The following is a 14,186-nucleotide window of genomic DNA, read 5'->3' on the forward strand; positions in this document are numbered from 1 at the left end:
AAATTTTTTTTCAGGAAAGTTTCATTAATACAAGTCCGGCTGTGATGAGCAATGCTGCTGTGATCCGCATTGCATTGGCCGGCTCGCCCAACAAAAAAGTGCCGATCAGGAACGCACCGACGGCACCAATGCCGGTCCAGACGGTATAGGCAGTACTAAGGGGTAATGTGCGCATAGCCATTGAAAGCAACGCAAAGCTGGCGATCATTGCAACGATGGTGATTGAGGTAGGAACAAGCCGGGTGAAACCTTCCGACTGCTTCATAAAATAAGCCCATACAACCTCAAGGAGGCCGGCGGCAACCAAATAAATCCAGGACATGACTTTGACCATTTAGGCCGGGCCGTCCCGATTCGGTTCCCACTATGGGGGAGGTCGTCCTCCTGCTGCCGAACTATTAGTGCTAAGCAGCGCAACAAAAATACGACTTTACCGAATATTGAACAACCGATCTTTCAAGCCATCTCATTGTATATAAAATTTTATTATATATTTATGTTATCTACTTAACTATCCTGAATTATGCCAGCAAATCATTTCAAAGGATCCGTCATTTACTTTGCATTTCTGCTGCTTTGCATGTTGAGTGCGCATGCGCAGGGACCGGTGATGTTGTCTAACGAACAGGGTGCAAATCTGTCGAACATTAAAAAGTACATGGATGAGAAGCCGAATGCCGATTCTGCGTTTCACTTTATCCAGGCGTTTTCCAAAGACACCAGTGCAGTCACCAAAGAAATTCTGACACAAATAATTCATTACTCCCTTGCGCAATTGCTGGACAGTACCGCGCTGTATTCCGACTCTTTGAAGGCTATTAATGCGAAGCAAAATAGTGATTTAGGAAAGGCACTTCTTGATAAATTAACACGCAGAAACACGACTCAACTGGCTGAAATGCTCCGTCCGTTACACAACTGGTTTCAAATTAAAGAATCCGCTAATAAGGTCTCATCGATTTCGGTAATTACAGATGATTTTATTAAAAATGAAATCACTTCCAAAGACTTGTATGAAAACAGGTCCGGGAGATATGGGGTGATGATATATAAAATGTTATTGACAAACCGCGACCTGTACCCTGTTTCAGAAAAGCTGTTTTCTGCCTTGAACCAAAATTTGAAAAACAGCCAGATCAAGGCTACGGAATCCACTTTATATAACGAACTTCAGAAAAGAGCCTGGCTGCGGTATATGTATGCAAGTCTGAATGCATTGCGGGCTGGTAATATTGGAAACACAGATCAAAAAGGTCTTAATCTAAAAACTGCTTTCAATTACAGTGCAGATCGAATCGACTTAAACAATTATGGATTCTACTACGACCTGGCGTTTCTTTTCGGTACTGATAAAATTTCGTTTGATACTGATTATCTGGATTTTCTGACAAAACAAAAAGCCGATCCCGACACGTTACTTCCTGTTTTGCTACAAATGTCACTGGCGGATCCTGCGTACAAAAAGCAGCTACAAGAAGTGTTTAACAGCTCAAAAAGTCGTCAAACAGATTTTAAAACGTACTGGCTTGAACATGTGAATAATCAGGCAGAGCAAGTTCCGGAGATTGATCTTTTAATGCTTAATAATGAAAAGTTTACAAATCAAAAGCAGAAAGGGAAATGGATCCTGATTGATTTTTGGGGAACATGGTGCGCACCCTGCCGCGAAGAACATCCTGATCTTGAAAATCTATACAAATCATATATTGTTTCAAAGCACGAAAAAATAGCTTTGCTTACCATTGCCTGCAATGACACCAAAAAGAAGGTTGTGAATTATATAACAGAAAAGAAATTCACGTTTCCTGTTGCATTATCCGATGGAAAAGTGGAAAAGAATTTTGCAATTACTTACTACCCAACCAAACTATTGATTACGCCGCAAGGAAAATACCTGCGTGTCCCTAACGGAGAAAAATGGGTGGAGTTTGTCAGACTTTACACGGATCTTTAACACAAAAAAGATAGTACCTCCAATATTCGTACGCATTTACTTTCAGCGTGCAGTTATTTTAATATTCTTAAACATAAAAGCATTGTCGCTGACCCGTAATTCCTTCCCGCTGGCAGCAGTCACGTTTTTTAATATCACTTCTTTGGTCTTTATATAGGGAAATTTTTCCTGATAAGAAGTGTCTTTCATTTCCGGATTGAAATTGGCAAAAATCGCAGGTCCTTTATAATTTTCCGGGTGTTGTGCATCCTCAATTTTTAGGTTTTCAATCGTGATCTTTTCGGGCATATAGCACGTATAGCCAAAATCATGCTGACCGGAATAAGAGCCGCTGATCAGGACTGGATTGGTCGGCTTCCCATTTACAGGAACGAAAACGCAATTCCGGATCACCAGCTCTCCCTGCCACGTACTACCGTAATCCGAGCGCAGGTTCACGATGCTTCTGCCGCGGATCGTCGAGTTTTCTACCAGCAACATTCCGCTGCCAATTGCATTAATCCCCATGTGCCCGAGCGTAGAGTTACGGATTGTTGCATTGGCAACGCCCTGATGCGCATCAAACCGCGATAGTGTGCAGTTATCGTAAAGCAGGTTTTTGCAAAAATTAGAGCCGAGAATACCCCAGTAGGTATTGTCGTTGATATCGTTCGTCTGACTGCAATTGATAAAAGAAACGTTCAGCGCGCGGTTGACAGACAGGTCGTAAGTTCCCATGGTGACAGGCTTGCCAGCCGCACCGATCGTGCTGTACGTTTTGTGACCGGTCAGGATCGAGTTCTTTACCGTCACGTAAGCGCATTCACCAATATTAATAAAACCGCCGTAAGGTGCACCATGCTCTCCCTCCTCTGTAATGCGATGTTCAAGCCCGTCGACGAGCACATTGGAGCGCCGGATCGCGATGTTCCGGTTGTAATAGGTGTATTTTGATTCGGCTTTGTTGGCGATCGTCGTAAAGCGCCCCCCGGTGATCTTCAACGGTTTTTCGTCGATCGGCAGCGCGGTTATCTCGGTAATTTCACTGAAATCCCAGATAATCGGCGCATTCATATCTACCTTGCCGTTTTTATCAACCACAAAAATATCAGTCTGCGATGAGCCGTTATTCTGGTTGAGCCCAAACCTGATATATTGTTTTACGTTGGAATTCGTGACCGTGATCAGACAAGCCCCGGGCAAAGACGCTTCGATTTTTTCCTGATTTCTTTTGAGCGAAGTTACATTTTCCAGTTTAAACGATTTTAAGCCGGAACTGACTGTGAAGACAGCAGCATTCCTATTCTGAACTTCGGTATCGTCTATGATGAACGCCGCTTTTCCAAAATCTGTATCGGTCTCAACAACCGCTGTGCGCTCTTTTCCGCTAATATAATAGGTAGCTCTATCGTCGGCTTTCACTGCAAGTCCATGCAGATTGGCGAATGCGTGGGTGGCGGCAATAGCATCCATATCATCGCTTTTTCCGTCGCCTTTGGCACCGAAGTCACTGTAACGCACTGATTTTTTGCTTTTCAGTTTGGATACATCTTTGGGAGGCACATTTACGCGCACTTTCCCATTTTCCGCAACGACCTCGATTTTCCCTTTTTCAGAGGTGATCATGATATTTTGAGACGGAGTATTGGTCTGGCCCTGTGCCACGAAAGCACAAATGAAAAACACGAATATCAGCAGCTTGCACTTCATTAATTAGTCAGGTTTAGTCAATATGCTTTTAAAAGCAGGGTTTCGCCCGGCCGCTACTCAAAATAAGCCCAAAGTCGCACATGGTAATTCAAAGAAATTTTGAAATTAATCCGCTAGAATTAATTTGACTCAGCTATTTCAGGAAGAAATGTTTTGTGTAGTTTTGAACACAAATCACCTCTCAGTTACTTCTCTATTTTTTATGAAAAAATCATTACTTCTTTTGTTGGTCTGCGTATCGTGGACTGTCGCCGGTTATGCGCAAGAAATGTCTGAAACACGCAACAAGAGTGTGCGTGACGACGGTTTTGCGCGCTGGCAATACCGCTTACAGGGCGGCTACGTGCGGCGCATTGCACGCATCAGCGACCAGGTTGCTCCTGGAACGCAGGATTATCTGAAAAAGATGAAGTCCGGGTACACGTTTGGCGGAGATATCCATTATTTCATTTCAGAGCCGCTGGGATTCGGCGTGAAGTACACCCACAACGGTTACCAATATACGGAAGCAGATTTCAAGGATAAGATCAGAATGAATTATTTTGCGCTTTCGGGATTGAACCGGCTTATACTCCGGTCTGAGGATGAAGTTTTGTTGGGAGTGAATGTCGGCTATCAATCCTACCGCGACCAGCTGGCCGCTTCCGGGGCTGAACTCGCCATTACGGGCGGCACACTGGGAGCCGGCGTTGAGATCGGATATGCATTCAGGCTCTCGCCAGGGACTAAAGCATTTTTAAACCTTGCCCTCATTTCTGGCACGATCACGAAAGTAAATGTGGAAACCGGTGGCCGGAAAGAAACGGTAAAACTCGATAAAGACGAATTTGAAGGACTCGGCAGACTGGAACTTACACTGGGATTGCGCTTTGGTAAATAAGTTGTCGCGTTCGCAAATAATCAATAGTTGTTCGAAACTGGACGTTTCAAATATGTAAAAATCTCTGGATCAGCCACTTGATCGACTGGTATCATATTTTAGTTTGCAAATAATTCCTTTACCTTTTGCCAAATCAGATATGATCCAAAACTACTTCAAGATCGCATTCAGGGGTTTTTATAAAAACAAGGGTTATACGCTGATCAACATATCCGGACTGGCGCTTGGCATGGCGATGGCGATGCTGATATTTCTGTGGGTTTGGGACGAATGGAACTTTAATAAAAACGCAGGAAATTACGAGCGCGTGGGGAGGGTAATGCATCACGCTGCTCAAAACGGAAATACCGTTAGCTCACCCAATATGCCGTTTCCTCTGGCCACAGCGCTGCGGGAAAATTACAAGGCAGATTTCGAACAGGTAGCAGTTTCATGGGATACCGAAGACTACACGCTTGCCTGGGCAGCTCACAAATTCAAAAAGAAAGGCCGGTTCATCGAGCCTGGCGGCGCCAAGATACTCGCTCTCAAAATGGTCGGCGGCGATGCGGCGGCGCTAGAAGACCCGTCGAATATATTAATAGCGGAATCGGCGGCAATCTCTATTTTTGGGAAAACAAATCCGGTCGGGCAGCTCGTGAAGATCGATAACGAGCTGGAAGCGATGGTAGCCGGCGTGTACCACGATTTCCCTCAAAATTCAGACTACTATAACCTGTCATTTGTAGCGCCCTGGAAGCTTTTTACTGCTTTTAAGCGCAGACAGTGGGTGAACGAACTCGCAGATAATTGGGAAATCAAAACCTTTGAAATACTTGTCCAAACCACAAAAAGCACTTCCATCGAAGCTGCCTCAGTGAAGATCAGGAATGAGCTGAACAAGCATTCCAAAGAGGGAAAAAAGGCCGCAGTTTCCATTCACCCAATGGGTAAGTGGCATCTTTATTCTTCCTGGGAAAATGGGATCAATACCGGCGGGCAGATCTATTATTTGAAGTTATTCTCCGGAATTGCGGTTTTTATCCTGCTATTGGCCTGTATCAATTTCATGAACCTCAGCACGGCACGCTCCGGGCAGCGGGCGCGGGAAGTGGGGGTACGCAAGGCGGTCGGATCCGGACGTACGCAACTCATATTCCAGTTTATCACGGAGTCTTTCCTCATTGTAGCCTTCTCTTTTTTGGCGGCTCTGCTCATTGTCCAGCTTGCATTGCCGCAATTCAATGCGATTACAGAAAAGCAGATCGAGCTACTTGATCCGAATGGAATTGTATCTAACCCATACTTCTTGCTGACGTGCGCCGGTTTCTGCGTGCTGGTCAGCTTCCTGGCGGGCGCCTATCCTGCTTTTTATCTGTCTTCTTTTAAGCCAATCAGTGTTTTAAAAGCAAGCTTGAACCATTCCAGCGTGCATTCTTTGACAGCGAGAAGAGTACTTGTTGTTCTGCAATTCACAATCTCCATTTCCCTGATCGTCGGCACGGTTGGTGTTTTCCGACAGATACAATTTGGGCTGAACAGAAATATCGGTTACGACAAGAGCAATCTGATCAATGTAAAAATACCACCTGGAAGTGCGCGCCTGGATGCGTTGAAAAATGACCTGCTGCAATCCGGCGTGGTGACTTCCGTCGCCCAGTCTTCCGGCCCGGTTACTGATATCCTGTCCAATGCAAGAGGGTTTGAATGGGCAGGCAAAGCGGCTGATAATCAGGACGAATTCGCAGTAATCGCAGCATCGCATTCGTATGGAAAAACGGTCGGCTGGCGGGTTGTTGCGGGCAGGGATTTTTCGGAAGCGTTTTTAGCCGACTCGTCGGCGATCATCGTGAATCAGTCCGCAGCCAGGTATATGGGACTCGCTAATCCGGTCGGAAAAAAGGTGAGGTGGAAAGACGGCACATTCAACGATACCGAATATCATATTGTAGGTGTGGTGCAGGATATGATCATGCAATCGCCTTACGAGCCTGTGAAACAGACGATTTACTTCATGACCTACGCTCCTAATTACCTGTATATTAAGCTGGATCCGAAGACTCAACTGGGAAATGCGCTTGCAAAAGTCCGTACCCTGTTCGACGAGCGCGTACCAGGTGCAGTTCTTGATATTCAATTTGCCGAAGAACAATATGGTTCTAAATTCCATGCTGAAAATCGGATCGGTAAACTGACTTTCCTCTTCGCCGCGATCGCTATTTTTATATCCTGCCTCGGCGTATTCGGGCTGGCTGCATTCACCGCAGAGCAGCGGCGGAGCGAAATCGGCATCAGAAAAGTACTCGGCGCTTCGGTAGCGAGTGTCTGGAAACTGATCACCAAAGAATTCGTATACCTGACCGTGATCGCCATTTTCATTGCCATACCAATAAGCTATTATTTCCTCACCGAAATGCTGGCCAGGTACCAATATCGCTCGACTATTCCATGGTGGATTTTTGCCGCATCGGGGCTGGCAGCTCTTGGTGTAACTATTTTAACCGTGAGTTACCAGGCAATTCGGGCAGCGCTTTCAGATCCTGTGAAGGCACTTCGCTCGGAGTAACAATCCGTGCATTGCTTATTTTCAAAGCACACACTTCCGATTGCTGTTTCCGACCAATTTCTAATTACTCAAAATCTGAAACTTAATCCCGTATTCAAAACCCCTTTATAACCGTAACCCAGCTCCGTAAAGACACCCACTTTTTTCCCAAACCTGACCCCAACCGGAGTTAGCTGTGCAGTCATTCCCTGCGTGACTGTGGATGTATTCTGAGCGTCGAAAGAAGCTTTCATTACATAAAATCCAACTCCTGCCATCGCATAAACCTTGATTCCGGGTTTCCTGACGTAGAACCACGTGACTTCCCCGGCTGTGGTAATCGTCTTCACATCCATTTGCGTATAATCTGTATAGCGGAAGTTGCTTTCGTTTGCAAAAGCATTATAGCCAGTCGCGCCGCCGATAGCAATGCGTTCCGAGATATAGTATTTATAGCTTATAAAAGGCGCTCCTTTTCGAAACGAAAAGCTTCGGGCACCATTGTCGCCGATTCGCGCCATTTGCATCCACAAATTCCCAAGCATATTTTCGGAAGGCAGCATGGCATAACTTGCGGTTATTTCACTGCTTCCCCTATCCTGAGCAAATCCAGGGAGCGTAAACAGCAGCATTGCGATCAGTTGAGATACAGATTTTTTCATATCAGATCCATTGTGTTAGGGTTTGCAAATTCATTTTATCCAATTCAAAGTAACTTGGATGATATTAATTTATAACTTGTCGTAGGACATAGATTCACCTTGTTCTCCGACAAGATGGGCGATTTAAAGAAGAATAAATTGACAAAACGTAACCCTAATCCTGCATTTTATGAAGGTCGCAGATGATATTAAGCCGCTGCAACAGCTATTGGAAGCTTCTAACTTTATTCTTTCTGAACCGGTAAAAGCTCGTTTCCAGGAAAGTCTGAAACGGTTTATGATCCCGAAAGGCCGCGTGCTGGTAGATATAGGGCAGGTTAGTCAGTGTTTGTATTTTATTGAAAAAGGCGCAATGAGAACTTACTATTTGCGTGGCTCTGAGGATATTACTTCACTGCTCGTTTCAGACGGGGATATTGTTTGTATTGCAGAAAGCTTTCTTTTGCAAAAAGCGTCGAGCGACGTACTGGAAACTTTGGAGGATACTTCCGGGTATTCTATCTCCTATGCTACTTATCGAAAACTTGTTGAAGAGGATGTTTATATGGCCGGACTAGCGGTAAAGTTGCTTGAACAACATCTTATCAATTTCACTGACCGGGTGAAAGTCTTCAAATACCTATCGGTCGAGCAGCGGATCGCGCATTATATCAAGCAGCCATCGTCTCTTTTCCGCCGCATCCCCGACCATTACATTGCCACGTACCTGGGTACCACAGCCGCTACATTCAGCAGATGCCTGAAAACGGTCAATATGGAAAAAGGCATTAGTGCCAATTAATAGTTGTACAATTTGTTATAACGTTTTTTATTAAATTTGAGTTGTTAATGTTGAAATGTTATAACATCATGAAAACGAATATTATCAATATAGGCAATAGTCAAGGCGTTATCATCCCCGCCTCCCTCCTGCGGAAACTGAATTTATCAAATAAGTCGAGCATTGATGTGGATGTGGAAAATGGCAGTATTGTGATTAAACCTGCGCCTCGCCAGGGCTGGGAGGAAGCTGCGGTTCAAATGCATGCCGCCGGTGACGATATGCCTTTGCTGGCAGATACGCAGACGGACTTCGATAAGGAAGAATGGACATGGTAATTAAACAGTACGAAGTCTACTGGATTTCGCTGGATCCGACCCAGGGCAGCGAGATCGCAAAGACCAGACCTTGTGTTGTAGTCAGCCCGGACGAACTGAATCGCGCGCTGCGAACGGTCGTTATTATACCCATCACATCGATTGTAAAAACCTATCCTTGGCGCGTAGATTGTGTTGTTCAGTCCAAAAATGGCTCCATTGCCTGTGACCAGATTCGGGTTGTGGACAAAATCAGGTTAAACTCAAAGATTTCGGACTTGTCTTCCAATGAAGTAAAACAATTGAAATCCGTATTGCAAGAAATGTTTATTGACTAAACCAGTCGCTGCCAGCATTTTTTTATTTTTTCCCGCACTGTATGAAATTTCTAAAACTTTCATTTACTTTGAAACACAAAGTACTTTTTATAGTTGCTAGAAAAGCTATCTTGCAAGCATAATCTCTCTGAGCCCGCATAAACAATAGCAATGAAAATCCATATAATAAACTCGGCTGCTATTTTAACTTTGAAATACAAAGTACTTTATATTTTCATACTACACTCACAACCTGAAAAACTATGAAGGCAAAAAAATTGAGAAAATACCCAGGAAACTAAAAGACAAAAACAGACCATGTTAACAACCGACAAAATGAAAGACGAGATTATCAACAACATTCAGAATCCCAGACAATTAGAAGAATTGTACCGGGACAACAAGGCCACTTTCAGGGGCGCATTTAATGCCGTTTATTCGGATATCAGGGAGCATGTTACCGCTCAGATATGGCACGAAAGGCTGAATTTTGAGACCAACGAAATTTCCTGGGGCACCGGCAAAGAGCTGCTATTTGTGATCATTGCTTCGTTTCTGGCGGGATTAGTCGCAAAAATCCCGGATTTCACCGGCATCAATCCTGAATACTTTTATCCCAGAAACATCTCCTTCGTCGTTTTTCCGCTGCTAACCGCTTATTTTCTCTGGAAACAGCAGGTTAATATCCGAAAGGCGCTCATCGCGGCGGTAGCTATCCTGGTTTCCGCCGTTTACATTAACCTCCTTCCCGACAATCCCAAAAGTGACACACTGATGCTGGCTTGTATGCACCTGCCGCTTTTCCTGTGGGCGATCCTGGGGTACGCGTTTGCCGGCGACAGTTTGCATACTTACAAAAGGCGACTCGATTTCCTGAGATATAATGGCGATCTGGTGGTGATGACAACGATTATCCTGATCGCCGGGGGCATATTGTCAGCCGTCACAGTCGGATTATTTTCCCTGATCGGCCTTCGAATAGAGGAAATATACTTTCCGTACGTTGCAATCTGGGGGCTAGCTGCGGCTCCTATTGTGGGCACTTACCTCGTACAAACGAATCCTCAGCTTGTAAGCAAAGTTTCTCCGGTGATCGCAAAAGTGTTTACGCCGCTGGTATTGGTGATGCTTACGATTTATTTGTCAGCCGTGGTGTACACTGGCAAAGACCCGTACAACGACCGTGAATTCCTGTTGATATTTAATGCACTACTGATTGGAGTGATGGCGCTTATCCTCTTTTCGATTGTTGAAACCTCTAAAAATACGGGTAATAAAATTGCGCTATTCATGCTACTCGGACTAGCGGTTCTGACCATTACTGTGAATGGAATCGCGCTGTCGGCGATCATTTTCAGAATTTCCGAGTGGGGCGTTACCCCAAACAGGCTGGCTGTATTGGGCGGTAATGTGTTGATCCTGATAAACCTGTTACTCGTAACTTACCGGCTATTCCATACGATCAAAAATGGAGACGCTATTGCCGGCGTAGAAAATAGCATCGCTTTATTTCTGCCCATTTACGGAATATGGACTTTGGTGGTAACCTTCGTTTTTCCGGTACTTTTTGGGTTTAAATAAATAAAAATCCCGTATCAGTTTTACTTAAATGCGGCGTGGTGCCAGTTCACCGCGTCGCATTTTTGCATTCAATACCGGCTTGCCCGAATAATAGCCGGAAGCGTGTGCGCGAACCTAGTATGACTGTGGAGAAAAGGGCTTTTATCAGAAATAACATTCAACCAAAACAAATATGGACCAGATCAGGAAGGAAGATATCAAACAAGAGGTATTTGATCTTTACGACGACTATGCGCACGACCGGATCGACAGGCGTAATTTTGTCCAGAGCCTGTCGGCTTATGCAGTTGGCGGTATTACAGTTGCTTCATTAATGGGTTTTTTAATGCCTGATTATCAAGGAGGTATTCAGGTAAAAGCGAATGATCCCCGGCTAAAATCCGATTATATTCATTACGATTCTCCCAAAGGCGGGAAGAAAATAAAAGCGTTGCTGTCCAAGCCGGAGAGTGCGACTGGCAAGCTGGGAGGTATCATTGTTGTGCACGAAAACCGAGGCCTGAACCCGCATATTGAAGATGTAGCCAGAAGGGCCGCGCTCGCAGGTTTCGTCTCGCTTGCGCCCGACGCGCTTACACCGCTGGGCGGCTACCCCGGAAACGATGATCAGGGGAGGGAAATGCAGAGCAAACGCGATAGAAATGAAATGTCCGAGGATTTTATTGCTGCTTACGATTACCTCAAAAATCACAAAGATTGTAACGGGAAGGTTGGAGTGGTCGGTTTTTGTTTTGGTGGCGGCATTGCCAATATGATGGCTGTGCGCATTCCCGAACTGTCGGCTTCGGTACCTTTTTATGGCGGCCAGCCCGCGCCTGAGGATGTACCAAAGATCAAGGCGCCGCTGCTACTGCATTACGCCTCGCTGGATACGCGGGTGAATGAAGGCTGGCCGGCTTACGAGGCGGCATTAAAAGAAAATAAAAAGGAATACAAAGCCTATATGTACCCCGATGCAAATCACGGGTTTCACAATGATACTACGCCGCGTTACGACAAAGCAGCTGCCGAACTGGCCTGGAAACGCACGATTGATTTCTTCAAAGAGAAGCTGGCGTAGCGACTAGAAAAGGCTCCGGTCGCAGCTTGTTTTTTTCAGCTTGACCAATTGCAGCAACTGACTGGTGTAAATTGTATCGATGTTTGCTTTTGGTACAAATTGCACCAGCAGTTCCGGGTCATCGGAAAGGATATAATCATAACAAAAATCCTTTTGGGCATTTTTCAAAACCATCAGCTCCTGGTTGTAGCGGATATATTCCATTTTGCCCGGCTTGTCCAGTTTGCTCGCAATAGCAGACCAGTAATGGTAAAATCCGTTATGGCGCCTAAAAAACACACCTACATTTTTATGATCCCCTTGAATGTGTTCCAGTAAGGGTTTAAAGTTGGTATAGTTGTTAGGGTGACTGAGAAAATAGGCTTTGTCGCGTTCCATTCCTATGATATTGGAAGCGCGGTCGAGGTCGTAGTAACCCACTTTCTCAAGCAGCCCAAATACCTTTCTGCGTTCGCCGTAGCCGGGCCACGATTTCAGGGGGTGACAATTATTTGCGCCGGGAAACTCATAGTATGCTCCAAGATACTTTTCATATAAAACCGCCTGCTCACCGCCGGTTTCGCAGATCGCCACGGGAATGTGCCCGATCGCTTTGCGGGTAAGAAAATTAATTGAAACGAGTTCCTTGTTCGGATTCCCGTAGACAAATGGAAGCGAAGAGAGCAAGAGGGGAATTGTTAGAAACGCCTGTTTCCAGCGGAAGTTTGTAAAAATGAATGCAACCAGCAACGCGCCCATTGCGAAAAAAGGCATTTGCGTGCGGGTGCTCCACAGCTGAAATTTCATTAACGTACAAAAAACAACAAAACCTAGCGCAGCGCAAATCCAAAACCATTTGAAATCCCACTTACCCGCAACAAACAACAGCATGACGCTCATCACCAGGATAATCCAGAAATGCAGGGTATTGGGTACCATATCTTCATGCACTGAATATTTGACCGAAAATTCGTCCACGTTCAGATCCTGATCATTGATATCCACGCCCATTTTTTGATGAAGATCCCTGATGCGTGAATCCAGAAAATTATTGAAGCGTGTGTCGGGCAGACCGAGGTTCAAACCTGTATTTTTGACCATTCCCGAGAGGGTATAAACGATCGAATGCTTTTGCGCCGGCAGTACTTCAGAAGCAAATACCGTTGAACGGAGCGGGCTCATTACGTGACCGAACAGGGCATAGTTACGGTAGAAAAATGGGCCGAATACTATTCCAAGACACATGATCGCCAGCAGCAATACCCGAACTGCATATAAGAACCGGTATTGAACCAGAATTTTAATCGCGAAGAAAACAGTGAAAGGCAGGGCGAAAATGAAAATGGTGTATTTTGAAAATCCGCCGAATGCAAGCGACAAAAGAAACGCAGCCAGCGTTAATGCAGATTTTTTTGCCAATAACTGATACCCGAAATAAACGTAGCAAATGAAAAAGAAACACGCGCAGTAATCGACCTGTGTGCTGGTACTTTCAAAAATGCCGATGGGTAATGTTAACAAGAATACGGTAGCCAGCAACTGCCCGCCCTGGCCCATTTTGAATTGCTTCGCAAGTAAACCTATGCCCGCCAGCGACCCCAGAAATGCACCGAACTGGATAATCCCCGCGAACTGATCCGAACCCGATAGCAGAACGGTGTCGAGTACGAGGTATTCTGCAAATACATTCAGGTAGAGCTGCTGCAAATGCATGGTCGGGAAATGGTCCAGATTACCATTATTGATCCAGAAAAGTATCCGGTTCAAATGATACATATGCGAATCGTAATTGTTCGGTGGCGCATATACTGACAGGAAAAACAGCGGCAGAATGTAAAATACGAGTGCAGATAAAATGATCCATTTATAAGCCGGCTTTACGCCTTTCAGCTGAAATACGCCATTTAACAGAGCCAGATCAGAGAGGCGAATGCGACGTGAACGCTGCAAATAAGCAACAGCACCAATTAAAATGGCCACCTCAGCACCCCAGAATAGCTTGGCTGTGAATGCATTGATTGCGTCGAAAACAGAGAATAGCTCATTGTACACAAAAATCACAATCGCATTCGCAAGCAGCGCGTAAATGAACGAAATACGGATATTGGAATAGCTGCTTGTGGCCAGGCGAGTAAGCAAAAAGAGTATGAAGAATAAGGCGACAGAAAGAAGAAGCAAGCAAAAAGCCATTAGTTCTTAAAAAGTCAGTTGGGCGTAAAACAGAGCCAATGCTGATAAATTCGATCTGCATTGAACAGGTCAAAAATAGCCAACTACTGACAACCTGAAAAGCCTTTTAATCATTCTTATTTCCAATGGTTACAAATCGCCGCTAACCGGCAGAGATAAATTATCTAATGGATCATTTCCAATTAAATGGATTATTTCCATATATTTGCAGCTCTCAATCTGACTAAAAATTAAATTGGGTTTAATAGGGTTGTATAATAAAAACACCTTGCT

At 44.9% G+C, this 14,186-nt stretch carries 12 protein-coding genes; 8 read left to right on the plus strand and 4 right to left on the minus strand.

The genetic code is table 11. From position 1 onward, the window contains the following. Positions 1-10: 10 nt before the first annotated feature. On the minus strand, positions 11-322 hold the full coding sequence (locus tag KOD92_RS17445; RefSeq protein ID WP_215234880.1) for a DMT family transporter: 312 nt from the start codon (positions 320-322) through the stop codon (positions 11-13). 201 nt (positions 323-523) lie between these two features. Here KOD92_RS17445 and KOD92_RS17450 point away from each other — a divergent pair, with 201 nt between their 5' ends. Further along, positions 524-1,954, plus strand: coding sequence for a TlpA family protein disulfide reductase (locus KOD92_RS17450; RefSeq protein ID WP_215234881.1), 1,431 nt, complete (start codon positions 524-526; stop codon positions 1,952-1,954). 42 nt (positions 1,955-1,996) lie between these two features. Here KOD92_RS17450 and KOD92_RS17455 read toward each other — a convergent pair whose 3' ends face one another. Beyond that, the gene (locus tag KOD92_RS17455) at positions 1,997-3,643 is read right to left on the minus strand and encodes a hypothetical protein (RefSeq protein WP_215234882.1); all 1,647 of its coding nucleotides are present in this window, start codon (positions 3,641-3,643) and stop codon (positions 1,997-1,999) included. Between the two features lie 202 nt (positions 3,644-3,845). Between KOD92_RS17455 and KOD92_RS17460 the strand changes: the two genes are divergently transcribed. After that, positions 3,846-4,523, plus strand: a complete 678-nt coding sequence (locus KOD92_RS17460) for a porin family protein (RefSeq protein ID WP_215234883.1) — start codon at positions 3,846-3,848, stop codon at positions 4,521-4,523. A 139-nt stretch (positions 4,524-4,662) separates the two neighbouring features. Next, positions 4,663-7,068, plus strand: coding sequence for an ABC transporter permease (locus KOD92_RS17465; RefSeq protein ID WP_215234884.1), 2,406 nt, complete (start codon positions 4,663-4,665; stop codon positions 7,066-7,068). 68 nt (positions 7,069-7,136) lie between these two features. Here the strand turns inward: KOD92_RS17465 and KOD92_RS17470 are convergent, their stop codons facing one another. Continuing rightward, positions 7,137-7,709, minus strand: a complete 573-nt coding sequence (locus KOD92_RS17470) for a hypothetical protein (protein ID WP_215234885.1) — start codon at positions 7,707-7,709, stop codon at positions 7,137-7,139. A gap of 169 nt (positions 7,710-7,878) precedes the next feature. Here KOD92_RS17470 and KOD92_RS17475 point away from each other — a divergent pair, with 169 nt between their 5' ends. From KOD92_RS17475 to KOD92_RS17495, 5 genes are all read left to right on the plus strand, one after another. Then, complete coding sequence (locus KOD92_RS17475; RefSeq protein WP_215234886.1) at positions 7,879-8,490, plus strand: Crp/Fnr family transcriptional regulator; 612 nt, start codon at positions 7,879-7,881, stop codon at positions 8,488-8,490. Positions 8,491-8,558: 68 nt separating this feature from the next. Beyond that, entirely contained in the window at positions 8,559-8,807 is a 249-nt protein-coding gene (locus KOD92_RS17480; RefSeq protein ID WP_215234887.1) for an AbrB/MazE/SpoVT family DNA-binding domain-containing protein, read from the plus strand. Next, the gene (locus KOD92_RS17485; RefSeq protein WP_215234888.1) at positions 8,801-9,124 is read left to right on the plus strand and encodes a type II toxin-antitoxin system PemK/MazF family toxin; all 324 of its coding nucleotides are present in this window, start codon (positions 8,801-8,803) and stop codon (positions 9,122-9,124) included. The genes KOD92_RS17480 and KOD92_RS17485 overlap by 7 nt, the downstream gene beginning before the upstream one ends. Before the next feature lie 315 nt (positions 9,125-9,439). Continuing rightward, positions 9,440-10,684, plus strand: a complete 1,245-nt coding sequence (locus KOD92_RS17490; protein ID WP_215234889.1) for a hypothetical protein — start codon at positions 9,440-9,442, stop codon at positions 10,682-10,684. 172 nt (positions 10,685-10,856) lie between these two features. Next, entirely contained in the window at positions 10,857-11,744 is an 888-nt protein-coding gene (locus tag KOD92_RS17495; protein WP_215234890.1) for a dienelactone hydrolase family protein, read from the plus strand. Positions 11,745-11,747: 3 nt separating this feature from the next. Here KOD92_RS17495 and KOD92_RS17500 read toward each other — a convergent pair whose 3' ends face one another. Continuing rightward, positions 11,748-13,862: an ArnT family glycosyltransferase gene (locus KOD92_RS17500; protein ID WP_229254726.1), complete on the minus strand. Its 2,115-nt coding sequence runs from the start codon at positions 13,860-13,862 to the stop codon at positions 11,748-11,750. Positions 13,863-14,186 lie beyond the last annotated feature (324 nt).

Source organism: Dyadobacter linearis, assembly GCF_907165045.1.
GTDB classification, from domain to species: Bacteria; Bacteroidota; Bacteroidia; order Cytophagales; family Spirosomataceae; genus Dyadobacter; species Dyadobacter linearis.

Bases quoted from the DNA above. Each gene is read 5' to 3' on its own strand.
- KOD92_RS17445 (WP_215234880.1), bottom strand. From the start codon at position 322: ATGTCCTGGATTTATTTGGTTGCCGCCGGCCTCCTTGAGGTTGTATGG.
- KOD92_RS17450 (WP_215234881.1), top strand. From the start codon at position 524: ATGCCAGCAAATCATTTCAAAGGATCCGTCATTTACTTTGCATTTCTG.
- KOD92_RS17455 (WP_215234882.1), bottom strand. From the start codon at position 3,643: ATGAAGTGCAAGCTGCTGATATTCGTGTTTTTCATTTGTGCTTTCGTG.
- KOD92_RS17460 (WP_215234883.1), top strand. From the start codon at position 3,846: ATGAAAAAATCATTACTTCTTTTGTTGGTCTGCGTATCGTGGACTGTC.
- KOD92_RS17465 (WP_215234884.1), top strand. From the start codon at position 4,663: ATGATCCAAAACTACTTCAAGATCGCATTCAGGGGTTTTTATAAAAAC.
- KOD92_RS17470 (WP_215234885.1), bottom strand. From the start codon at position 7,709: ATGAAAAAATCTGTATCTCAACTGATCGCAATGCTGCTGTTTACGCTC.
- KOD92_RS17475 (WP_215234886.1), top strand. From the start codon at position 7,879: ATGAAGGTCGCAGATGATATTAAGCCGCTGCAACAGCTATTGGAAGCT.
- KOD92_RS17480 (WP_215234887.1), top strand. From the start codon at position 8,559: ATGAAAACGAATATTATCAATATAGGCAATAGTCAAGGCGTTATCATC.
- KOD92_RS17485 (WP_215234888.1), top strand. From the start codon at position 8,801: ATGGTAATTAAACAGTACGAAGTCTACTGGATTTCGCTGGATCCGACC.
- KOD92_RS17490 (WP_215234889.1), top strand. From the start codon at position 9,440: ATGAAAGACGAGATTATCAACAACATTCAGAATCCCAGACAATTAGAA.
- KOD92_RS17495 (WP_215234890.1), top strand. From the start codon at position 10,857: ATGGACCAGATCAGGAAGGAAGATATCAAACAAGAGGTATTTGATCTT.